The sequence below is a fragment of the Thioclava sp. F36-7 genome (genome assembly GCF_002020075.1).
GTDB classification, from domain to species: domain Bacteria; phylum Pseudomonadota; class Alphaproteobacteria; order Rhodobacterales; family Rhodobacteraceae; genus Thioclava; species Thioclava sediminum.
Genome location: NZ_MPZR01000001.1, coordinates 424,719 through 446,787 on the forward strand (window position 1 = coordinate 424,719; position 22,069 = coordinate 446,787).

At 65.4% G+C, this 22,069-nt stretch carries 16 protein-coding genes; 8 read left to right on the forward strand and 8 right to left on the reverse strand.

Translation table 11 applies throughout. From position 1 onward, the window contains the following. Positions 1 to 38 precede the first annotated feature (38 nt). Complete coding sequence (locus tag BMI89_RS01820; protein WP_078569603.1) at positions 39 to 734, forward strand: response regulator transcription factor; 696 nt, start codon at positions 39 to 41, stop codon at positions 732 to 734. 29 nt (positions 735 to 763) lie between these two features. After that, complete coding sequence (locus tag BMI89_RS01825; RefSeq protein WP_281478175.1) at positions 764 to 2,044, forward strand: ATP-binding protein; 1,281 nt, start codon at positions 764 to 766, stop codon at positions 2,042 to 2,044. A gap of 9 nt (positions 2,045 to 2,053) precedes the next feature. On the opposite strand, the gene BMI89_RS01830 is transcribed toward BMI89_RS01825, so the two are convergent. The 3 genes from BMI89_RS01830 to BMI89_RS01840 are packed head-to-tail and all read right to left on the reverse strand — an operon-like array spanning position 2,054 to position 5,740. Beyond that, complete coding sequence (locus tag BMI89_RS01830; RefSeq protein WP_078569605.1) at positions 2,054 to 3,427, reverse strand: cytochrome c; 1,374 nt, start codon at positions 3,425 to 3,427, stop codon at positions 2,054 to 2,056. Position 3,428: 1 nt separating this feature from the next. Further along, entirely contained in the window at positions 3,429 to 5,024 is a 1,596-nt protein-coding gene (locus BMI89_RS01835) for a GMC family oxidoreductase (RefSeq protein WP_078569606.1), read from the reverse strand. Continuing rightward, positions 5,024 to 5,740, reverse strand: a complete 717-nt coding sequence (locus BMI89_RS01840; protein WP_078569607.1) for a sugar dehydrogenase complex small subunit — start codon at positions 5,738 to 5,740, stop codon at positions 5,024 to 5,026. Before BMI89_RS01840 ends, BMI89_RS01835 begins: the two co-directional genes overlap by 1 nt. 375 nt (positions 5,741 to 6,115) lie before the next feature. On the opposite strand from BMI89_RS01840, the gene BMI89_RS01845 reads away from it, so the two are divergent. Beyond that, positions 6,116 to 6,976, forward strand: a complete 861-nt coding sequence (locus BMI89_RS01845) for an NAD(P)-dependent oxidoreductase (RefSeq protein WP_078569608.1) — start codon at positions 6,116 to 6,118, stop codon at positions 6,974 to 6,976. Positions 6,977 to 6,983: 7 nt separating this feature from the next. On the opposite strand, the gene BMI89_RS01850 is transcribed toward BMI89_RS01845, so the two are convergent. After that, a complete protein-coding gene (locus tag BMI89_RS01850; RefSeq protein ID WP_078569609.1) occupies positions 6,984 to 8,867 on the reverse strand; it encodes an FAD-dependent monooxygenase in 1,884 nt (627 codons plus the stop codon). 109 nt (positions 8,868 to 8,976) lie between these two features. Between BMI89_RS01850 and BMI89_RS01855 the strand changes: the two genes are divergently transcribed. Continuing rightward, positions 8,977 to 9,408 carry a MarR family transcriptional regulator gene (locus BMI89_RS01855; protein WP_078569610.1) on the forward strand — a complete coding sequence of 144 codons (432 nt, stop codon included), beginning with the start codon at positions 8,977 to 8,979 and terminating at the stop codon, positions 9,406 to 9,408. 52 nt (positions 9,409 to 9,460) lie between these two features. Here BMI89_RS01855 and BMI89_RS01860 read toward each other — a convergent pair whose 3' ends face one another. From BMI89_RS01860 to BMI89_RS01870, 3 genes are all read right to left on the reverse strand, one after another. After that, positions 9,461 to 11,725 carry a molybdopterin cofactor-binding domain-containing protein gene (locus BMI89_RS01860; RefSeq protein WP_078569611.1) on the reverse strand — a complete coding sequence of 755 codons (2,265 nt, stop codon included), beginning with the start codon at positions 11,723 to 11,725 and terminating at the stop codon, positions 9,461 to 9,463. Continuing rightward, positions 11,722 to 12,195: a (2Fe-2S)-binding protein gene (locus BMI89_RS01865; protein ID WP_078569612.1), complete on the reverse strand. Its 474-nt coding sequence runs from the start codon at positions 12,193 to 12,195 to the stop codon at positions 11,722 to 11,724. The genes BMI89_RS01860 and BMI89_RS01865 overlap by 4 nt, the downstream gene beginning before the upstream one ends. A gap of 229 nt (positions 12,196 to 12,424) precedes the next feature. After that, the gene (locus BMI89_RS01870) at positions 12,425 to 12,961 is read right to left on the reverse strand and encodes a DUF882 domain-containing protein (protein ID WP_152843171.1); all 537 of its coding nucleotides are present in this window, start codon (positions 12,959 to 12,961) and stop codon (positions 12,425 to 12,427) included. Between the two features lie 528 nt (positions 12,962 to 13,489). Here BMI89_RS01870 and BMI89_RS20790 point away from each other — a divergent pair. Then, positions 13,490 to 13,957, forward strand: coding sequence for a nucleoside deaminase (locus BMI89_RS20790; RefSeq protein ID WP_168176753.1), 468 nt, complete (start codon positions 13,490 to 13,492; stop codon positions 13,955 to 13,957). Between the two features lie 77 nt (positions 13,958 to 14,034). On the opposite strand, the gene BMI89_RS01880 is transcribed toward BMI89_RS20790, so the two are convergent. Then, complete coding sequence (locus tag BMI89_RS01880) at positions 14,035 to 15,549, reverse strand: catalase (RefSeq protein WP_078569614.1); 1,515 nt, start codon at positions 15,547 to 15,549, stop codon at positions 14,035 to 14,037. A gap of 226 nt (positions 15,550 to 15,775) precedes the next feature. Here BMI89_RS01880 and glgX point away from each other — a divergent pair, with 226 nt between their 5' ends. From glgX to treY, 3 genes are read left to right on the forward strand one after another with little or no spacing between them, the layout of a single operon-like run. Beyond that, positions 15,776 to 17,851 (forward strand): glycogen debranching protein GlgX, encoded by a 2,076-nt coding sequence (gene glgX, locus BMI89_RS01885; protein ID WP_143593788.1) that lies wholly within the window; start codon positions 15,776 to 15,778, stop codon positions 17,849 to 17,851. After that, positions 17,848 to 19,575 carry a malto-oligosyltrehalose trehalohydrolase gene (gene treZ / locus BMI89_RS01890; RefSeq protein ID WP_078569616.1) on the forward strand — a complete coding sequence of 576 codons (1,728 nt, stop codon included), beginning with the start codon at positions 17,848 to 17,850 and terminating at the stop codon, positions 19,573 to 19,575. The genes glgX and treZ overlap by 4 nt, the downstream gene beginning before the upstream one ends. After that, positions 19,575 to 21,854 carry a malto-oligosyltrehalose synthase gene (treY, locus tag BMI89_RS01895; protein ID WP_078569617.1) on the forward strand — a complete coding sequence of 760 codons (2,280 nt, stop codon included), beginning with the start codon at positions 19,575 to 19,577 and terminating at the stop codon, positions 21,852 to 21,854. Before treZ ends, treY begins: the two co-directional genes overlap by 1 nt. The last annotated feature ends 215 nt before the right edge of the window (positions 21,855 to 22,069 follow it).

Here is a 22,069-nt window from a genome sequence, read left to right on the forward strand (position 1 = left end):
TAAGATTCGTGCGGTGTATCCGCCGCGAAGGAGAAAAGATGCGCATACTCGTCGTCGAAGATGACAGCATATTGGCGGACGGCCTGCGGGTCGGGCTCGGCATGGCCGGGTTCACCGCCGATGTCGTGTCCTGCCTTGAGGACGCCCGCGCGGCACTGGCCGGGGCGGAGTATCGCGCGCTCGTGCTGGACCTGATGCTGCCCGATGGCTCCGGGCTCGAACTGCTGCGCGAATTGCGCGCGGGCCGCGCCGGGCTGCCGGTGTTGCTGCTGACCGCGCGCGATCAGGTCGAGGACCGGGTTGCGGGGTTGGATGCAGGCGCGGACGATTACCTCGGCAAGCCCTTCGATCTGGACGAGTTGGCCGCCCGGCTGCGCGCCCTTTCACGTCGGTCGGACGGACGGGCGGCGGCGCAGATTTCCCATGCCGGGCTGGAGCTCGACCCCGGCACCCGCAGCGCGGCCTTCAACGGCCAGCCGCTGAAACTCTCGCGCCGCGAATTCGCCGTGTTGCAGGCGCTGGCCGAACGCCCCGGACGGGTGCTCGCGAAATCGGACCTCGAAGACCGGCTTTACGGCTGGGATGAGGAAGTCGAGAGCAACGCCGTCGAAGTCCATATCCACCATCTGCGCGCCAAGCTCGGGCGCGACTTCATCGAAACCCTGCGCGGCATCGGCTACCGGCTGCGCCCAGAGGAGACCTCGCCATCTCGCTCCGCCTCCGCCTCTTCCTGATCCTCACCGGCGCGACGCTGGCCGTCTGGCTGTCCGCCGTATTCTGGATCGAGAATTCCACCCGCGCCGAGGTGACGCGGGTGCTCGACGCACGTCTGGTGGAGGCGGCGCGCATGGTCTCGTCGCTGGTCTCGAAGAACCAGATCTCGCTGAATCGGGACGGTCCCGCACAGATCACACTGTCGCATAACGAGAGTTACGAGCATCAGCAATTCTGCCAGATCTGGTCTTTCACCCAAGGGCTCGTCGGACGCTCGAACGGGGCGCCGAGCGCGCAGCTGGTGCCCGCCGATGCGACCGGCTTCCGCGATGTGACACGCGACGGCAAGGACCTGCGGGTCTACACGATCATCGATCCCGATCTGGGCGGGCAGGTCACGGTGGGCGACAGTCTCGCGATGCGCAACCGGCTTGTGCGCGATGTGATAGAAGGGTTCCTCTGGCCCGCGCTGGTGATCCTGCCGGTGATGTGGGGGCTGATCTGGTTTGCGATCTCGCGCGGTCTGGCGCCGCTCGACCGCTTCGCCCACGATCTGGACGCGCGGCCGAGCGAGGATCTACGCGCCCTGCCCGGCACTGCGCGACAGCCCCGCGAGATCCGACCGCTCGCCGGTGCGCTCGACGACCTTCTGGCGCGTCTGGCGGCCGCGCGCGGGCGCGAGCGGGAATTCATCGCCTATGCCGCGCATGAGATGAAAACGCCGCTCGCCGGGCTGAAGACGCAAGCGCACATCGCGCGCCACGCGCCCGATACCGACACGCGCGAACACGCCCTCGCCGCGATCTCGACCTCGGTGGACCGGACCGATCGGATGGTGCGCCAACTTCTCGATCTGGCGCAGGTGGACAGTCGCGAGGCGCGCGCCACTTCGGTGGAGCTGAACGGGCTTCTGCGGCAGGTGCTTGGCGATCTGGCGGGGCTGGCCACGCGGCGCGGCGTGACGCTGGAACTCGACAGCGCGCCGGACGCGCCGACGGTGGAAGGCGACCCGCTGCTTCTATCGCTCGCCCTGCGCAACCTGATCGAGAACGCCGTTCAGGCGAGCCCAGACGGGGCGGCGATCAAGGTCAGCGTGACCACCTCCGGCAATACGCTCCTTGTCGACATTCACGACCACGGACCGGGCCTGCCGCCCGAGATCGCGCAGCAGGCGGGGCAGAAATTCGTCAAGGGCAAGGGCGCGGATGCGAATGGCTCTGGCCTCGGCCTTTCGATCGCGCACGACGCGCTGACCCGTCTGGGCGGCACGCTCAGCTTCGAGATGCGCGCGGACGGGCATCATACGCGGGTCGATCTGCCTGCCGCGTGAGGTGCGGCGTCAGGCCCTGCGCCGCGTCCGCATCACAGCCCAACCGATCAGCGCCAGTACCAGAAGCACCGCCAAGGCGATCGCCGCCCAAGCCAACTGTGCGGCGTTCGCGATGATCCAGCTGACCTGCTGCTTGCCGCTCAGGATATTGGCGACGCTGCCTTGGGTCACCTCGCCGTCGACACCTCCGAAATTCGTGCGCACATAGCTCGCGACCGAGGCGATCTGCGCGTCGCTCATCGTGCGCTGAAATCCGGGCATGGCGACGTGGCGCGCGTCATTGGGCATGTTGATCCCATGCGCGATCACCTGCACGACATTCGCTGCATTCGCAGCGCGCACGTCAGAGATCTTGGACAACGCTGGCGCGGCGGTGCCCTGCCCGTTCATGCCGTGGCAGGTCGCACAGGCGCCCTGATAGAGCGTCGCCCCGTCTGTCGTGTCGTGGCCGACCACGGATTGCCAATCGCCGTTGGGCACCTCCAATGCGGCCAGATCGAGCGTCGCCTGACCGTCGGGTCCGCTGGCCTCGGGTTGCGTGTCGACCGGCTTCACCGCCTTCAGGTATTTCGCAATCGCCGTGAGGTCGTCGCTCGACAGCTTCGAGGTTGAGCGCGAGACCACGAGCCCCATCTCGCCGCCCGCGACGGCGTGCGCATTTCGGCCCTTGCTGAGATAGGCCACGATATCGACCTCGCTCCAGTCGCCCAGACCGCTCTTGTCCGACGGCGTGAGGTTGGGCGCATACCAACCGTTCAGCGTCCCCCCGGCGAGGTGTTTGCTGGTGTCCTCCTGCATCAGCGTCCCGCGCGGGCTGTGGCAGGAGGAGCAATGCTCCAGCGTCTCCACAAGATAGCGCCCGCGCTGAAGTTGATCGCCCGAGACATCCACCGCGCCGGGCGGATGGCCCTTGTCGAGGAACAGCGTGTTCCAGCCCATCATCGCCGGACGCACGAAAGGAAAGCCCAGATCGGTCTCGGGTACCTCGTTCTCGACGGGTTCGACCTGTTTGAAATAGGCCCAGAGCGCTTTCACATCGGCATCGGTCAGGCCGGTGTAATGGGTGTAAGGCATCGCCGGATAAAGCCACGTGTCGGACTTGCCGCGCCGCAGGGCGCCTTCGAATTCCGCCTCGGTCATGTCGCCAATCCCAGTCTTCTGGTCGGGCGTGATGTTAGGCGCATAGATCGCGCCGATCGGGCTTTCGATCTTCTCACCACCGGAGAAATTCTCCGCGTGACAGGAGGAGCAGTCCCCCGCGATGGCGAGGTATTTGCCGCGCTTCACGAGGTCGCCTGCCGAAGCATCGGAGCCGGATTGCGCGTTGGCTGCGAGCGGGGACATCGCAGCGAAGACGGAGGCCGCTAGGATCAGAACACGCATCTCAAAGCTCCTTCGCGATGGTCTGGCCCGCGCGGATCGCAAGCGCCATGCCGGTCAGCGTCGGGTTCACACCGCCCGCCGTGGGCATCACGCCGGTCGTCACAAGGAACAGGTTCTCGTGGTCGAAACAGCGCAGATCGGCGTCGCAGACCGCCTCTTCGGCCTTGCTGCCCATGACTGTCGTGCCCATCACGTGCTGCTGGCAAATAAACTTCTCGGGCGCGGAGACGCGGGTGCCACCAGTCGCCTGCAGAAAGCGCGCGTAATCCTCCATCAGCCGCGGCAGGTTCGCCTTGGTGTAATCCGAGAGCTTGTAGGTCAGTTTGATGCCGGGAAGCCCCACGGCGTCTTTCCAAGAGGAGTTCACTTCGATCCGGTTCGCGGGATCGGGAAGGTCTTCGGTCAGCGCCTCGGCGGTGAAGACGCGGGCCGAGTGGTCGCGAATTTTCGCGTCGAGCTCGGGGCCGAGCGTGCCATCCTTCAACAGCCCCTGCGCGATGCCTTCCTCGGGTGGCGCATTGAGCAGGTCGTAGCGCGTCGATGGCACCTTGTCCCGGTCGGGCAAAGCGCGGCGCTGCATGATCGCACCGTGAATATTCTGGCCGCGCCCGGTCCAATAGGGCTCGGGCGAGAGCCAAGTCATATCGATCGTCGGGTGGATCATCAGCCGCCGCCCGACCATGTCGGATCTGTTCGCGAGATCGTTCATCAACAAGAGCTTCGGCGTCTCATAGCCATGCGCCGCGATCACGAACATCTTTGCGGTCAGCCGCGTGCGGTCGCCTTCGGGGTTGATATAGGAGAGCGCCGTGATCTTGCCCTTGTCGCCGGTCTCGATCTTGTCGACGATGGCCTGCGTGCGAATTTCGACGCCCAGATCGCGGATCTTCTGAACCACGTGATAGCCCGAATGTTTCGCACCGATCGGGCAATTCCAGTTGCAGATATTGTTGCCGATACAGGCGGGCCGGTTGTCGTAGGGCTGCGACAGCCGTGACGAGGGCGCGATATCGACGCGGAAGCCCATCGACGCCACCTGCTGCTGCAACCGCTGGGTCGCATAGGGTTTCGCCTCGGGCGGCAGCGGATAGGGTTTCGAGCGCGGCGGATAGGTCTCGCCCTTGCCCAGACCGCTCTCGTCGAAGCCTTTCTGGCCGTTCACGCCGATCTCGTATTCGGCCTGCGTGTAGAAGGGCTCCAGATCGTCGTAGCTAATCGGCCAGTCCTCGGCGATCCCGTAGGTCGAGTGCATCGCCATGTCCTCGGGCAAGAGCCGCCACGTCGCCGCCGTCCAGTGCCGCGACGTACCGCCCAACACCCGCAGCGTGCCGGGAAACACCTCGAGCCCGCCGGTCAGATGCGGATCGACATAGCCCGGCGTGAAGCTGTTTGGCGCATAGGGCACATCGCCGAAGGGATCGTTGAAGTTGTTCTTGCGCGGCGAGTTGCGCCAGTTCTCGGTCACTTTCCAATCGGGGATGTCGGGGCCAGCCTCCAGCACGATCACCGAATGGCCTGCCTGTGCGATCTGCTGCGCGGCCAGACCGCCGAGCGAGCCCGATCCGACCACGATCACGTCTGCATCGAAATCAGCCATTACTGTGCCTCCTGCTGGGAGTCGGAATTGGATGCGGGGTTCGGCGAGCCACTGGCACCTCCGGAGCCGCCTCCGCTGTCCGAGCCTTGCGCTTTGCGGGCGGCGTCGACGCTGTCGGCCTCGCCCTTGGCATAGGTCAGCCATGCCGGATCGGGATCTTGCAGTTCGTAGCTGGATTTGGGCTGGTACTCCCAGCTCGTGGCCTCCTTGGGGAGGTCCGAGGCATCGACCCCGTCGGGCACCGCTTCCCACCAGCCGGCACCGCCGGAGGGGTAAGTCTGCAGGGGCACGATGTCGCTGACTTTGGTCAGCGCCTGCGCCTCGAGGAAGGTCGCGAATTCGGCGTCGTCTTTCAAAATGCGTGCCGAGGGGGAGCCGGTGAATCCGAGATACCACGGCTTCGCGATGCTCAGCGCGAGGGTGGTCTGGTCGTCACTGAGGCTTTCAATTGCGGCGGCGCGGTCCTTGCCGTCGAACGCTTTAGCGAGCCCGTCCAGCTTGCCGGCAAAGCCTGCATCGTCCTCGCTCAGCAGCTTTTCGATCCGCGCGGCGGTTTCTTTCGAGAGGCTGTCATTGCCGCAGATCGCGCGGCTCACGGAAAGAAAGGCATCGCTGGGCGTGGCGCTATCGGCGGCGCGGGCGAAACCGGGTGTCAAACTTGCAAGTGGCACGGTGCTTGCCAGGGCGATCAGGAAATGTCTGCGGTCGAGGCTCATGGCATCCTCCTCCCGGGGCTAAAAACGGAGCGTAAGCAACAGCCATGCGCAGTGACCCTCAATCCCCGCGCAATCGCGCGGAAGGAGCGGTCGGATCGTGGCTGCCTTCGTCATAATCGTGATGCTTTCACGCATTCGGGGTGGCGTAGGGTGACGGTAGGGCCGCTGTCGGGGCCAGCAACCGCCCGCTGGCGCACGTTATCGTCACGGAACAAATGCCGCGGGCTGCGCGTTTGCTCGGCCGTCTCGTCCGCCTTAGGAACGACCTGGATGCCCGACGCGGAACGTGGTCACCGGGATGTGCACGCCACGCCCGGAACCCCGCGAAGGCACGTCGCATTCGGCCAGCAACACCCTCACGAACAGGAGCAGAGCATGGCAAAGATCGCATTTCTAGGCATGGGCGCGATGGGCTCGCGGATGGCGCGGACCCTTCTGGATGCGGGCCACGATCTGATCGTCTGGAACCGGACGCCGGAGCGCTGCGCGCCACTCGTCGAGGCCGGGGCCACTCAGGCCGACACCCCGCGCGACGCCGCAGCACAGGCCGAATTCACGATCTCGATGCTGCGCGATACCGAGGTCTCGCGCGAGGTCTGGTGCAACCCGGAAACCGGCGCTTTCGCCGGGCTTCCCGAAGATGCCATCGCGATCGAAAGCTCAACTATCACGCCAGAGGGGGCCGCAGAGCTTGGCAGCTACGCCACCGCGCAGCAGCGGCGTTTTGTCGAAGCGCCGGTTTCCGGCACGCTGCCGCAGGCGGAGAACGGTGTGCTGGTCTATTTCCTCGGCGGCGAGGCCGAGACCGCAGGCCGTGTGCATGACGTGCTGGACCCGCTGGCCAAGGCGCAGCACCATGTCGGCACCTGGGGCATGGGCGCGCGGATGAAGCTCGCCACGAATGCGATGCTGGGCGTTCAGGTCGCCGCCTGGGCGGAGATCATTCCGATGCTGGAGCGCGGCGGCATGGATGTCGATCTTGCGCTGGAGGCGTTGTCCTCCACCCCGATCTGGACGCCGAACGCGCCCTATATCACCGGCACGATGCAGCGCTCGGATTTCACGCCGCAATTCCCGGTCGATCTGATCTCGAAGGACTTCCGCTATGCCATCGCCGAGGGCGGGGACGCACGGATGCCGATGACCGAGGCCGCGAAACGCCTCTTTGCGCGGGCCAGCGAGGCCGGTCATGGCGCAGAGAACATGACCGGCGTCGTGCTGGTGAACCGCGACTGAGGCGCCCTCAGCCTGCCGATTGCGGGATCAGGATGCGGTCGAAGAAATCCGCGACCGTATCCACCGCATCGAGCGGCAAGACCTGCGCGACATATTGATCGGGCCGCAGCACCAGCAAGGCGCCCTGCGCCCGGTCGATGCCGCGCAGGTCGAAGATGTCGGGACCGGGGACGGCGGGGCAGAAGGCTTTCTCGTAATCGACCAGCCCGTAACGCCCCTTCTCGGCACGCAGGAGCGCGGGCAGCGCCTCGATGCGCATCTCGCGATGGGGCGCCTGGAAGACCGCGCGCAGGTCGATGACGCTGTCGATATCCGCGCCCTCGGGCGTGAAGCGGTGAATGAGCCCCTCCGGCCCATCTAGCCGGTCGCAGAGCTGCGCGATCGCCCCGCCCGCCTCGCCGGTGTCACCCGTCGGCGCAAACGCCAGAAGCCGCCAGCGCCCGTCCGCCTTGAACGCATGGCCCAGCTGCACCGGCTTCGCATCCGCCAAACGCACCACCGGAGCGGAGTGGAAGCGCTTGCCCACGACCTGACCGGCGGCCAGCGCCTGATGCGCGGCGTCGCCGATCAGGAGCCCCGGCGCGTATTGCGTCTCGACCCCGGCGGTATAGCGCCCGTGTTTCTGGAAATAGGCCTGAAACTGCGCCTCTTCTTCCTTGGTCTGCGGCTTCGCGCTGAACAGCCGCGCCATGTCGCGGTCGAAATCGATCAGTTCCTGCGCCTTGGCCTGACGTTCCTCGGAATAGCTCTGCAGCAATTCGGGCCGCGCCTGTCCGCGCAGCACGGCAGCCAGTTTCCAGCCGAGGTTGAACGTGTCGGCCATCGAGACGTTCATCCCCTGCCCGGCCTTCGGGCTATGGGTGTGGCAAGCATCGCCCGCGATGAAGATGCGCGGCTCGGTCGCGCCGTCGCCGTCCCTGTCGCTGTCGTCGAACCCGTCGCAGAGGCGCTGGCCGATCTCATAGGCCGACCACCAAGCGACCTCCTTCACCTCCAGAGAGTAGGGCGCGAGGATCGCCTGCGCCTTCTCGATCAGCATCTCGGAGCTGACATTTCGGTCGGCGGCGCGCTCGTCGCCATGCAGCGCGTCGAGCTCGATATAGAGCCGCACCAGATAGCCGCCTTCGCGCGGGATGATCAGGATGCTGCCCTCGGTTGCCGACTGGATCGCCGCCTTGAGCCGGATATCGGGAAAATCGGTGACCGGCAGCACATCCATCACGCCCCAAAGCTGGCGCGCGGATTCGCCGTGCAATTCGTGCCCGATGGATTTGCGCACCGTGCTGCGTGCGCCGTCGCAGCCGACGACATAGCGCGCGCGGATCGTCTCGGTCTCGCCCGGCGCATCGAGGCAGTCGAATGTCGCGACCAGCGGGTAATCGGGGTCGTCGGTGCGGGTGAGCGTGGTCAGCGCGCGGTCGTAATCCGGGGTCAGACGGCGCGCGCCGTTGCGCATCGTCTTGAGGTAGAAATCATGGACCCGCGCCTGATTGAGGATGACATGCGGCATCTCGGACAGATCGTCGGCCACGTCCTGAATCCGGTCGGCCCGTCGCAGCCCCTCGCCTTGCGCACCGGGCCGCCAGAAGGCGACCTCATTCACCCAATAGCCTTCCTTCATCACCTTCTCGGCGAAGCCGAAAGCCTCGAACATCTCGACCGAGCGGCAGGCGATGCCGTCCGCCTGCCCGACTTCGAGCGGGCCGGATTTGCGCTCGGTGATGCGCACGGAAATCTCGGGGAAGGCCGCGAGCTGCGCCGCAAGAGTCAGCCCCGCCGGGCCGCATCCGACGATGAGCACCTCGACCGCGTCGAGCGTCTCCCCCGCCTGCGGATGACGCGGCGCGATGGCCGGATCGCCGGTGTTGAACCCGTTCAGATGAAACTGCATAGCGCGCCCTCCCAATTGATATGCATACTTACCATTAACGGAAAGGCTGGCGCGGCGTCAATATAGTAAGTACACTTACCTAAATCACAGACGACCCGGAGCGCATCCCATGCCGAACGAATTCGAGACAATGCCCGGCCACCTGATCCGGCGGCTGAACCAGCGCTCGACGGCGGTGTTCCAGAAGCGGATCAAGGACGCCCCGATGGAACTGACCTCAGTGCAATTCGCGGCGCTCGACGCCCTGTCGCGAGAGCCGGGAATGGATCAGGCGCAGCTGGCCGCGCGCATCGCCTATGACAGGGCGACGATCGGCGATGTGGTGAAGCGGCTGGTGCAGAAGGGGCTTGTCGCGCGGGCCGTCAGCGAGACGGATCGGCGCGCGCGCAGCCTGCATCTGACACCGGAGGGGACAGCGGCACTGGACGGCGCGCGGCCCGTAGTGACGCGGCTGCAGGCGGAGATTCTGGAAGGGTTGAGCGCGGAGGAGGCCGCGCAGTTCATTGCGCTTGCCCGCAAGGCGGTCGCCCCGCAGGACTGAAAAAGGGAGGCGGATCGCGCCGCCTCCCTCAAGTCTTTCCGTCCGGACGAGCTCAGCCCTTCTTCAGGTCGAGCTTGTCCATCGGCATCGAACGCACGCGCTGCCCGGTCAGCGCCGAGACCGCATTGGCGATCGCCGGCGGCACGGCGGGCAGCGGCGGCTCGCCCACGCCGCCCATCTTCGCGCCGCTCTCGATCACCTTCGCATGGATGCGCGGCGCCCGCGCCCCGCCGAGGATCGGGTAGTAGTCGAAGTTGCGCGCGGTCGGCTCGCCGTTCTTGTAGGCGACCTCTTCGATCAACGCCTCGGAGGTGCCGAGCGTCGCGGCCCCCATGATCTGCGCCTTGATGATCGCCGGGTTCACGATACTGCCCGGATCGAGCACGTCCCAGATGTCATGCACGACGATCTGGCCGTCCTGAATCGAGACCTCGGCAATCGCCGCCGCCTCGCTGCCGAAGGGCGAGGCCATCGCGACACCGCGGGCGCGGCGGGTGCCGTCCTCGGCATCGAAGGGGCCACGCTTCCAGCCGCCCGAGAGATCGCCCACGGCTTTGAGCAGATTAGTCAGACGCTCATTCCCTTCGAGCAGCTTCATGCGCAGCTCATAGGGGTCCTGCCCGCCCGCATCGGCCATCTCGTCGAGGAAGGCCTCATAGAAGAAGTCGTTCATCGAATGACCGACCGAGCGCCAATAGGCGAGCGAGGTCGGGTTCTCGACAAAGTTCTGCGCGATACGACGGTTCGGGATCGCGTAGCTCTTGCCGGTCAGCCCCTCGACGGCCATCGCGTCGACCTTGTCGGGGTTGTGGCCGTTGAGCGCCTCGGTCGGGCCTTCGCAGGCGGAGATCGCCTCGAGCGCCACCGGCATGCCCTGATCGTCCAGCGCACCACGGAAACGCACCGCCGCCATCGGGCGCAGCGGGTCGCGCAGGAACTCCTGCTCGCGCGTCCAGATCACCTTGATCGGCTTGCCAACCTCTTTCGCAAGCTGGACCGCCTGCGGGAAGGGGTTCGCCGCGGGGTACAGGAAGTGCCGCCCGAAGAAGCCACCCAGCATCGGCGAGTTGACCTTGACCTGCTCGGGCTTGATGCCAGCCGCATCCGCGATCTGGGCCTGAAACTGCTCGGGCGCCTGATTGGGCAGCCAGATGTCGAGCGTGCCATCCTCGTTGAACCGCGCCAGCGTCGAGGCGGGTTCGATCTGGGCGTGGTGCAGATATTGGCTCTGATAGGTCGCATCGACCGTCTTCGCAGCCCCGTCGAAGCCCGACGTGATGTCGCCCTCGCTCTCGGCCTCGGTGCCGTCGCCCTTGGTATTGGCCAGTTGCTTTGCGAAATCCTCGGTCGAGAAATCGGCGGGCATGTAGCGGATGTTGGACTTCTCGTCCTCGCTCGGCTCCTGCCAGTCGACCTTGGCGGCTTCGACCGCCGTCTTCGCATCCCAGAAGCGCTCGGCCACGACCGCGACAGCCCCGTCGAGCTTATGCACCGACATGACGCCGGCCATGCCCTTCACCTCGTCGAGGTTGCTGATGTCGCCGGGCTTGAGACCCAGACGCGGCGCGTGCTGGACGGCGGCGTGCAGCATACCGTCGACCTTGGCATCCATCGCATAGATCGCCTTGCCGGTCGATTTCTCGTAGACGTCGACGCGCTTCACGGGCTCGCCGATCCACTTGAAGTCCTTGGGGTCTTTCAGCGTCACGGAATCCGGGCTGGGCACCTCCTGGTCGAGCGCATCGCCCGCCAGTTCGCCATAGCCCAACGACTTACCGGAGGCCTTGTGGACCACCTTGCCCGGCTCGGTCGACAGGTCAGACACCGGCGCGTCGAGCTTCTTCGCCGCCGCTTCCAGCATCATCTGCCGTGCCGCCGCACCGAGCTTGCGCATCGTGTCGTAGCTGGTGCGCACCGACATCGAGCCGCCGGTGATCCTCATCTTGCCATAGACCACGAGGTAATCGCTGCCCGCAGGCGCGTTCTCGACAATGAAGCTATCGGGGGCCACGTCCATTTCCTCGCCCACGATCTGCGCCATCGCGGTGAAGACACCTTGGCCGCCCTCGTTGAACGGGCTCAGCAGGCGGACCTTGCCGTCTTTGCGCAACTCGAGGAAAGCCGGGACGTTGGCGCCGGGCGGCATCTTCTGCGCGGCGGCGGCTGCCTTGTTGGGCGCGACGCTCAGGCCGAAGCCCAGCACGAGCGAGCCCGCGGTGATACCGGCCGAAGCCAGCAGGAAGCGGCGGCGCGAGACATTCTCGGGCGCGCCGGTCGGGTAGCCGGGATCGGAGATTTTGGGATCGTGGTCGTTCATTGCGCATCCTCCGCTTTCGCTGCATCGGTACCGGCGATCGAGGCGATCGTATCGTTGATCGCGTTATAGGTGCCGCAGCGGCACAGGTTGGTCATAGCTGCCGTGATGTCATCTTCGGTGGGCTTGTCGTTGGACTTCAGCAGCGAGGTCGCCGCCATCACTTGACCGGACTGGCAATAGCCGCATTGCGGCACTTCCTTGTCGACCCAAGCCTCGACGACACGCTTGCCGACGGGGTCGTTCTCGATCTCTTCGATCGTGGTGACTTCGCTGTCGCCGACAGCGCTGACGGGCAGGACACAGCTGCGCTGAACCGTGCCGTCAAGCAGCACCGAACAGGCGCCGCATTGTGCGATCCCGCAGCCGAATTTCGTGCCGGTCATGCCGAGCTCGTCGCGGATCACCCAAAGGAGCGGGGTATCCGGGCCGGACTGCACGTCGACGGACTTGCCGTTGATTTTCAATTTCATGAATTCCTCCTCGCCGTTTCATCGGTGAGCGCTCGCGCGGCGCTGGTTGGCCGCTCTCCACCTAGGGCACGAGTGGCGCGAGGCACTAAATTTTCGTGAAAACTTCGCGAGAAGATGGAACCGCCGGGGGTGCCGGCGCGTCAGCGCGGCGCGGCGTCCTGCCCTCGTGTCGATCCCGTGAAGGCAGGGAAACCGCGCGCCGCGCCGATGGTCTTTGGCAGGCCTGCGCTCAGCCGCGCCAGGTGCGGACGGGGCCGCAATCGACATGCACGAAATGCTCGCTCGGATAGTAGCCCACACCGCCGCCACGGATGCGCAGGGCCACTTTGTGCAGCATGCTGGTCGAGACATGCGGATGCGTCAGATCGAGCGCCTCGCCCCGCATGTGGTAGCTATGCGTCGCGCCATGCACGAGACGGTTCGTCTTCGGCGTGCGGTAGCCCGACACCAGCATCAGCGGCGTGCTCTGCTCGAGCATGTTCTGCATGTTGTAGGCGATGTTGACCGTGCGGTTGTCGATCTTCACCTCTTTCTCCTGACGCCAGTCGCGGGCGATGCGGTAGAACTCGCGCATCGCGTCGTCGTCATACTGCCCCTTCGCGAAATAGACCGCGTCGAAATTCTCGTTGGTATGCGGATTGTGGAAGCGCAGGCGGCGCTCGTCCGTCTGGCCTGCCTGTGCCGGGGTGACGATGTAGGGGGTTGCGAGGGCGCCCGCCGCGCCCAGGAGAAACTCGCGACGGAGCAGTCCTGTTGCCTTTGCCATGATAGATGTCCCTTCGAATGCGTGTCGAAGGGCGCAAATTCGAAATTTCGGCGACGAACAAAAGGGCCGCATCCGGTTCCATGGATGGAACCAGCAGCCAAATGCCGAGAGCTCAGCGGGGACCTGCCGACAGACGCCTCCACCTCAAGGTCATCTGAACGGATGTTACCTCTTGAAACCCGCGTAGCCCTTGCAGGTCACGCAGGCGCGAGGGAACGCGAGGACAGCCTCACACGGGGGAGAGGCCGGATTTTGGCTTCCGGACACGTGACCGCACCTGAAACCACCACCCGATTCGCCCCGTGGAGACTTGGACCCCACGAAGACGCAGCAGCTTCGCGGCGCGCCTTTCGGTCACCTGTAAGTCTCGTCCAACGCCGAATGTCGACATGGGTTCCCGAAAAAATCGGCGCGCGTGTGGGATTGGTCGCAACCGCAAGCGGGGAACAGCGCGCAGCCGTGGGCGTTCGTCCCTGCGCGGCCGCCGCGCCCGCCCGTTCACCTCCGACCGCCGAAAGGATCGCATCCATGCCCGAGCACCCCACACCGACCGAACGCGAGGCGATGGCCCGCTTGATCGCCAAGGCGAAAGAGGCCGCACAGGAGCCGGGCAAGGCGGGGATCGCCGCCGCGATCCTGCGCGACGGGGAGATCATCGCCGAGGGGGAGAATGAGGTGCATCTGAACTGCGACCCGACCCGCCATGCCGAAATCGTGGCGATCGCGAAAGCGACACGGGCGCAGGACGACCCGTCGCTCGAGGGCTGCGTGCTGCTGACGACCCTGCAGCCCTGCGAGATGTGCCTCTCGGCGGCACGCTTCGCCGGGATTCAGCGGATCGTCTTCGGCGCGCAGAAGGAGAATGTCGCGGGGAAGTATTTCGTTTTCCCCGATTTGACGCTGACCGAATTCCGCGACGCAGGCGAAGCCTTCGAAGCGATCGGCGGCGTGCTGGAGGAGGATGTCGTCGCGCTCTATGTCGATGGCGAGGAGTGACGCCTCTCTAAGCTAAGCGGATAGCAAAAAGGCGGGGCCGAGCCCCGCCTTTTCCTTTGGCATGTCTAACGATCAGGTCAACCGCCGATGCTCTTGGCCGATGCCATGCCCGGCGCCTTCGATTCACCGCCCAGCTTGTCGCGGACCGCTTTCTCGATGCGCGCGCCGATATCGCCGTCGATGTTGCGCCAGTACTCGAACGCACGCTGCAAAATCTTCTCGCTCACACCGTCGCAGAGGTGACCGGTGACGTTGTTCACGAGACGCTCGCGCGCCGCGTCATCCATCACGTCCCGCACGAGCGCACCTGCTTGGCTCCAATCGTCGTCATCCTCGCGCAGCGTATAGGCCTGACGGACCATCTCGCCATCGGAGTACCACAGACCGGCTTCGGATTTCTGCGGATGCGCTTCCGGGCCGCCATAGGAGTTCGGGAAATAGACCGGATCCTCGGACTTGTTGACCCGCAGCGCGCCGTCCTTGGTATAGGCGTTGGTCTCGGTCTGCGGCTTGTTCACCGGGATTTGCTTGTAGTTCACCCCGAGCCGCGCGCGGTGCGCATCGGCATAGGAGAAGCCACGTGCCAACAGCATCTTGTCGGGCGAGAGACCGACACCGGGGACCATGTTGTTGGGCTCGAAGGCCGCCTGCTCGATTTCGGTATGGAAATCGGTCGGGTTGCGGTCGAGCACCATCTTGCCAACCTCGATCAGCGGATAGTCCTTGTGCGGCCAGACCTTCGTCAGGTCGAACGGGTTGATACGATAGGTCTTTGCATCCTCGAAGGGCATGATCTGGAAATAAAGCGTCCAGCTCGGAGCGTTGCCCTCGGAGATCGCGTTGAACAGGTCGCGGCGGTGATAGTCGCTATCAGCCCCCGCCATCTCGTCCGCTTCTTCCTGCGTGAAATGCGCGTTGCCGTCGCCCTGATCGGTCTTGAAGTGGAACTTCACCCAGAACATCTCGCCCGCTTCGTTGACGAGCGAATAGGTGTGGCTCGAATAGCCGTTCATCTCGCGCCAGGTGCGCGGGATGCCGCGATCGCCCATCAGATAGGTGACCTGATGCGCGCTCTCGGGCGAGAGGGTCCAGAAGTCCCACTGCATGTCGTGGTCGCGCAGACCGTTATCGGCACGGCGCTTCTGGCTGCGGATGAAGCTCTGGAATTTCAACGGGTCGCGCACGAAGAAGATGGGGGTATTGTTGCCCACCATGTCGAAGTTGCCTTCCTCGGTATACATCTTCACCGAGAAGCCGCGCGGGTCGCGCCATGTGTCGGGGCTGCCGCGCTCGCCTGCCACGGTCGAGAACCGCGCCACGATGTCGGTCTTCGCACCCGGCTGGAACACCTTCGCCTTGGTGTATTTCGAGACGTCGCCCGTCACTTGGAAATGGCCGAACGCGCCCGAGCCCTTGGCGTGGGGCTGGCGCTCCGGGATGCGCTCGCGGTTGAAATTCGCCATCTGCTCGATGAGGTAGTGATCGTTCAGAACGATCGGACCATCGGAACCGACCGTGAGCGAATGTTCGAGACTTTGGACGGGGGCGCCCCCGTCTGTGGTGGCGGGGCGTCCGCGCTTGTCGTTCGTCATGTCGGAACCTCTGATTTTGGAAAATATCGGTTCGGAAACGCAGGGGGCGTGGCGCAGTTCCTTGAAGTTTCCACGACTGAATTCACGGCTCCGATATGTTGATCGAAACGCGTGCGGCCCTTCCCCGAACCATTTCTTTGCACCGCATGCCCGGGAACCGTTTACGTTACGGCGCATTGAACCCGTTGGCGCGTCGCCGTTTCTTCCGCACATGGAGCCTCCCCCTATGACCCCCAGTTCGCTGCGTTTCGATCCGTATGCGGGGCGACCCGATACTCTTGGCGCGCGCGTCACCGGAGACGGTGTGAATTTCGCGATTTTCTCCGAAGAGGCCGAGAAGGTGGAGCTGTGCCTTTTCGACGATGAGGGCCAGGAGGAACTCGCGCGGCTGGAGATGCCGCAGCAGGAGGGCGGGATCTGGTTCGGCCATCTGCCCGGCGCGCAGGAGGGCCTCGCCTATGGGTACCGAGTCCACGGGCAGTTTGCGCCCGAAGAAGGGCTGCGCTTCAATCCCAACAAGCTGCTGCTCGACCCCTACGCGATGGCGATGCGGGGCTATCTGCAATGGGATGACGCGCTGTTCGGCTATCCCATTGGTGGCTCCGATCTGAAGCAGGACACCCGCGACTCCGCCCCGTTCATGCCGAAAGCCATCGTCGTCGACACCCAGTTCGACTGGGATCAGGATCAGGTGCTGCACCGCCCGTGGTCGGAAACCGTGATCTACGAGGCCCATGTGAAGGGCCTGACGATGCGCCATCCCGGCGTCGTTCAGGCCGATCGCGGGACCTTCCGCGCGCTCGCCTCGCCGCCAATCATCGACCACCTGCTGACGCTCGGCGTGACCACGATCGAGCTTTTGCCGATCCATGCCATCGTGCAGGATCGCCACCTGGTCGAGAACGGCCTGTCGAACTACTGGGGCTACAACTCCATCGGGTTCTTCGCGCCCAATCGCAGCTATCTCGCCGGCGAGGACGTGCGCGAGGTGCGCGCCGCGGTGAAACGCTTCCACGAGGCCGGGATCGAAGTGATCCTCGACGTGGTCTACAACCACACAGCCGAGGGAAACGAGCTCGGCCCGACGCTCAGCTTCAAGGGCATCGACAATCGCAGCTACTACCTGCTGTCGCCGGAAAACAAACGCCACGGATTCGACACGACCGGCACCGGGAACACGCTCAACGTCGCCCATCCGATGGTGCTGCGCCTCGTGATGGACAGCCTGCGTTACTGGGTGGAAGCGGTGCATGTCGACGGCTTCCGCTTCGACCTCGCCTCGACGCTTGGCCGCGAACCCGCCGGTTTCGAACGCGAGGGCGCTTTCTTCAACGCGATCCGGCAGGACCCGGTGCTGTCCGGCGTAAAGCTGATCGCCGAGCCATGGGATATCGGCGAAGGCGGTTATCAGGTGGGCGGCTTTCCCTGGCCCTTCCGGGAATGGAACGACAAGTTCCGCGATGACACCCGCGCGTTCTGGCGCCGCGATCCGGGGCTCTTGCCGAAGATTTCCCAGCGGCTGATGGGCTCGCCGGTGCAGTTCGACCACACGCATCGCCCCGCGACGTCGTCGATCAACTTCCTTGCTGCCCATGACGGGTTCACGCTCTGGGATACGCTCAGCTACAACCACAAGCACAACGAGGCCAATGGCGAGGGCAATCGCGACGGCCACGACCATAACCTGTCCGACAATATGGGCGTCGAAGGACCGAGCGACGACGCCGAGATCAACGCCGCCCGCCTGCGTAGGGCACGCGCGATGCTGGGCTCGCTGATGGTCAGCCACGGCGTGCCGATGATCCTCGCGGGCGACGAAATGGGTCAGAGCCAGAACGGCAACAACAACGCCTATTGTCAGGATAACGAGACGACATGGATCGACTGGGAGGGCGCGCGGACCGATCTGCGCGACAGCCTCAGCGCGATGGTCGCGTTCCGGCAGGACTGGCGCTACCACCTCGCCCCGCCCGCCTTCGCCCCTAACGCCGCGACCCCGGTCAGCGATTGGTGGCACGCGTCGGGGCGGCAGATGAAGGATGGCGACTGGCAGGAGGCGGGGCAGTGCTGCGTCGGATTGCGGCACCGGCTGCAAGGCTACCCCGAGCTGCTGATCGTCGCCAATGCGGGCGATGCCTGCGAGTTCACCCTGCCCGGCGACGGCTGGCGCCACATCCTCGACACGACCCGGGACAATCCGCGCTGCGACGAGGCAGTCGACGGAGTGCAGTCGCTGCCGTGGCAATCGCTGCACGCGTTCTGTCGTGAGGGTGAAGCTGCAAGCGACGAGGGCGACGCGTGACGGCGGCAGGCGATCGGCAGCCCCTTCGCTGGGGCGCGCATCCGGGGGCGGAGGGTAACTGGGACTTCGCCATCTGGGCCCCTGCCGCGAAGCGCGCAGAGTTGGTGCTGGACGGAGCGGCACATGACATGACACCGGTCGGAGACGGCGGCTGGCAGGTCTCAGTCGCGGCCCGCGACGGACTGCCCTACGCATTCAGCCTCGACGGCACCGACTACCCCGATCCGGCCGCACGCCGCCAGCAAGGCGATGTTCACGGGCCGTCGCTGACCGTTGATCCGGCCCGTTTCGACTGGGGCGCGCCGTGGCAAGGGCGGCCATGGGACGAGGCGGTGATCCTCGAAATCCACATCGGCACCTTCACCCCCGACGGCACGTTCGCTGCTGCCGCGGAACGCCTGCCCGAACTGGCAGAGCTTGGCATCACGGCCATCGAGATCATGCCGGTCTCGCAGTTCCACGGTGCCCATGGCTGGGGCTATGACGGGGTTTTGCTCCGCGCCCCGCATCCCGCCTATGGCAGCCCCGACGAGATGCGCGCCTTCATTCGCGCCGCGCAAAGCCACGGGATCATGGTGATCCTCGATCTGGTGCTGAACCATTTCGGCCCCTTCGGGAACTACCTGCACGCCTATGCGCCCCAGACCTTCGGCGGGGAGGCCACGCCATGGGGCGATGCGATCGACTTTACGCGACCCGAGGTACGCGCGCTGCTGCGCGAGACAGCGACGGGATGGATCGACGAGTATCGGCTCGACGGGCTCCGGCTGGATGCGGTCCATGCAATCCGCGATCCGTCCGAGCCGCATTTCCTGATCGAGCTTTTGCGAACGATCCGCGCACAGGATCGGGGCCGTCCGATCCACCTGATCCTCGAAGACGAGCGCAACCTGCCCGATTTGCGCGACGCCGGTTACGACGCGCAGTGGAACGACGATTGGCACAATGCGCTGCATGTCGCCCTGACCGGCGAGACGCAGGGCTACTACAAAGCCCATGCCGCCGATCCGTTCGGCGATCTGGCGCGGGCGATGGTGCAGGGCCAGGTCGAGGAAGGCCAGACCCGTTCCGATGGCACAAAGGCACGCGGCGCGCCCGCCGCCCATTTGCCATGGTCCGCTTTCGTGAACGCCAACCTCACCCATGACCAAGCGGGCAACCGTCCCGAGGGCGAACGCCTCCTGAGCCTTATCGGCGACGAGGCGGGTGCGGTGATCCATGCGCTGGTGCTGCTGATGCCCTTCACGCCGATGCTGTTCATGGGCGAAGAGGTCGGCTCGACCGCGCCCTTCCCCTTCTTCGCCGATCCACCGCCGGACGCCGTCGCCGCACTGCGCGCGGGCCGGACGAAAGAGCTGCAAGGCATCGGCTACGACACGACCGCGATGATCGACCCCGCCTCTCCCGACACGCCGCGCCTGTGCTACCCTTACGGTGACACCGGGCGGCGCGCGCAGGAGTGGCTGCGGCTGACGCGCCAGCTTCTGAGCCTGCGCCGGGCGCATCTGCTGCCGCTTTTGCGCAGCGGCAAGCGTGGCCCCGGAGAGGTCACGCGCCACGGGGCGAAGGCCTTCCACGCGCGCTGGCCTTTCGCGGCGGGGACGCTCGATATTCTCGTCAGCCTCGGGGCACCCGCATCCAATGCGCCGCGCCGAGAGCCTGCGCTATTCTCGATGGGCGACCCGTGCCGGGACGCCTTCGCCATCGACGTGAGGATTGAGTGATGCCGTCCGATCTGCTCGCTGCCACCGCCCGCCCCATGATCGCGACCTACCGGCTGCAATTGCGCAACGGCATCGATTTCGCGGCTGCGAAAACCTTCCTGCCCTATCTCGCCGAACTGGGCGTGAGCCATCTCTACCTGTCGCCGATCTTCACTGCGACAGAAGGTTCGACCCACGGATACGACGTGGCCAATCCGCAAGAGATCGACCCGGCGCTTGGCGGCGAGGACGGGTTTCGTGCGCTGTCGGAGGCGGCGCAGGCGCTGGGGCTCTGCATCGTGCTCGACCTCGTGCCGAACCACACCGCACTCTCGCTCGATAATCCGTGGATGCGCGATGCGATGCGCCATGGCCCCAACAGCGCCTATGCCGATTACTTCGCGATCGACTGGTCGCAAAAACTGATCCTGCCTTTCCTGCCGGAGCCGCTCGACGACATGCTGGCGAAGGGTGAGCTGCGACTGACTGAGGATCACGGTGGCGCGGTGGAATGGGAAGGTGGCTGGCTGCCGCTTGCGCCCGGTACGGCGGCACTGGGAGACATCGCTGCAGTCCTGACGCACCAGCACTGGCAGCTGCGCGACTGGACGCGCGAACGCGGCGCGCTCTCGCATCGGCGCTTCTTCAACGTCACCGGGCTGATCGGGATGCGCATCGAGGATCCGGCGGTATTCGCCGCGATGACGGAACTGCCTGCGCGACTGGTGCGCGAGGGGCTCGCCCACGCGCTACGGATCGATCACATCGACGGGCTGGCCGATCCCGCCACCTATCTGGAGCGGCTGCGCCAGACGGTCGGCGATGCGGTCCCGATCTGGGTCGAGAAGATCCTGACCGACGACGAAGCGATGCCCGCCGAGTGGCAGACCGACGGCACGACCGGATACGAGGCGGGACGCCAGATTTGCCGCCTGCTGACCGAGCCGGAAGGCTTCGCGCGGCTCGACACGCTTTGGCGCGACCGCACCGGCGGCTGCGATGATTACGAGACGATGTGCCGCGAGGCGCGCGCGCAGGTGATCCCCGAAGACCTCGCGGCCGAGTTGCACCAACTGATCGACCTCGCACAGGCGGCGCTCGTCGTGGATCGGCTCGATCCGCCCGATTCCGAGACGCTGCGCGAGGCGATGCTGGCGCTGCTGATCTTCTTCCCGCGCTATCGCAGCTACATCACCACGCCGCCCGCGACGCCCGAGGACCGCGCCATCATCGAAGAGACGGTGGACGCCGCGGCAGAGACCTTGCCGCAACGCGAGGCGCTCGATCTGCTTGCCGGGCTGCTGCTCGACAGGACGGACAAGCCGAGCCTCAAGTTCCGCATCCGGTTTCAGCAGGTGACGGGCGCGGTGGTCGCCAAGGCGCAGGAGGACACCGCCTTCTTCCGCCACACCCGTTACCTCGCCGCGAACGAGGTCGGCGCGGAACCCGATACGCCGCTGCTGGATGCGGAAGGGCTGAACGCGTGGTTCTCCAGCGCACAGGGCCAGCGGGATACGGCGCTGACGCTCACCTCGAGCCATGACACGAAACGCGCTGAGGATACCCGGATGCGGATCGCTGCGATCTCGTATCACCCCGAGACCCTTGCTGATTTGTTCGATACCGCGATGCAAGACGCCGCACGCTCGGATGCCGGTTTCGTCTGGTATGCCACGCAGAGCCTTCTGGGCATCTGGGACAACCCCGCGCCCGGTCCGGAGCTGTGCGAGCGCCTGACCGAGCATCTGCGCAAAGCGCTGCGCGAGGGCGGGGAGATCACGCGCTGGTCCTTCCCCGACATCGAGGCCGAGGAGGCCGCCTTGGACGCGGCGCGGCGGATTTGCGCGGCATGGGAGGCGCAGCCGCCTGCCGAACTCGCGCCCCTGATCGCGACGGGGCAGCGGCTGTCGCTGCTGCAACTGGCACTGAAGATGATGCTGCCCGGCATGCCCGACATCTACCAGCGCGGGGAGCGCGCCCTCTACGAATTGACCGATCCCGACAATCGCCGCCCTTTCGCTTTGCCGGAAACCCTGACGTCCTTCGAGCAGGCGAAATCGGACGCCACCCGGCGCCTTCTGAAGCTGCGGCGACAGGCGGAAGACGTGTTCCGCGCAGGCACCGCCGAGGCGGCAGAGCGTGACGGTATCTTTACGCTCACCCGTCGCGCGGGCGGGCGCGAAATCACCCTGCGCTTCCGTCGTGACCTTCGCGATCTCAGCGATGGCGCGCTCTTCGAGATTCGCGATTCGGCAGCAGAAGACACTGCCACCCGCCTCGCATTTCCGCCGTTTGCCTAATTGATCGGCGGATTGGCGCGACCTGCTTTTTGACACATCGCACGAGACCGCCCCCTAGACTCAAAGGGTTATCGGGAAGCTCTCGAAATGGTCAAAAAACACACGCAAAAATCTTACCGCGAACCGGCGGAAATCCGGGAACTGCGGACCCGTTTCATGGCTTTCATTTTTGAAAAGCGTTAAGCTTATTCATGTCGCAGCGTCACGGGGGAGGA

Excerpts from the sequence above, each read along its gene's own strand:
- BMI89_RS01830 (WP_078569605.1), bottom strand. The coding sequence starts at position 3,427 with ATGCGTGTTCTGATCCTAGCGGCCTCCGTCTTCGCTGCGATGTCCCCG.
- BMI89_RS20790 (WP_168176753.1), top strand. The coding sequence starts at position 13,490 with ATGCCCGAGCACCCCACACCGACCGAACGCGAGGCGATGGCCCGCTTG.
- treY (WP_078569617.1), top strand. The coding sequence starts at position 19,575 with ATGCCGTCCGATCTGCTCGCTGCCACCGCCCGCCCCATGATCGCGACC.
- BMI89_RS01880 (WP_078569614.1), bottom strand. The coding sequence starts at position 15,549 with ATGACGAACGACAAGCGCGGACGCCCCGCCACCACAGACGGGGGCGCC.
- BMI89_RS01870 (WP_152843171.1), bottom strand. The coding sequence starts at position 12,961 with ATGGCAAAGGCAACAGGACTGCTCCGTCGCGAGTTTCTCCTGGGCGCG.
- BMI89_RS01850 (WP_078569609.1), bottom strand. The coding sequence starts at position 8,867 with ATGCAGTTTCATCTGAACGGGTTCAACACCGGCGATCCGGCCATCGCG.
- glgX (WP_143593788.1), top strand. The coding sequence starts at position 15,776 with ATGACCCCCAGTTCGCTGCGTTTCGATCCGTATGCGGGGCGACCCGAT.
- BMI89_RS01855 (WP_078569610.1), top strand. The coding sequence starts at position 8,977 with ATGCCGAACGAATTCGAGACAATGCCCGGCCACCTGATCCGGCGGCTG.
- BMI89_RS01860 (WP_078569611.1), bottom strand. The coding sequence starts at position 11,725 with ATGAACGACCACGATCCCAAAATCTCCGATCCCGGCTACCCGACCGGC.
- BMI89_RS01820 (WP_078569603.1), top strand. The coding sequence starts at position 39 with ATGCGCATACTCGTCGTCGAAGATGACAGCATATTGGCGGACGGCCTG.
- BMI89_RS01835 (WP_078569606.1), bottom strand. The coding sequence starts at position 5,024 with ATGGCTGATTTCGATGCAGACGTGATCGTGGTCGGATCGGGCTCGCTC.
- BMI89_RS01840 (WP_078569607.1), bottom strand. The coding sequence starts at position 5,740 with ATGAGCCTCGACCGCAGACATTTCCTGATCGCCCTGGCAAGCACCGTG.
- BMI89_RS01845 (WP_078569608.1), top strand. The coding sequence starts at position 6,116 with ATGGCAAAGATCGCATTTCTAGGCATGGGCGCGATGGGCTCGCGGATG.
- BMI89_RS01865 (WP_078569612.1), bottom strand. The coding sequence starts at position 12,195 with ATGAAATTGAAAATCAACGGCAAGTCCGTCGACGTGCAGTCCGGCCCG.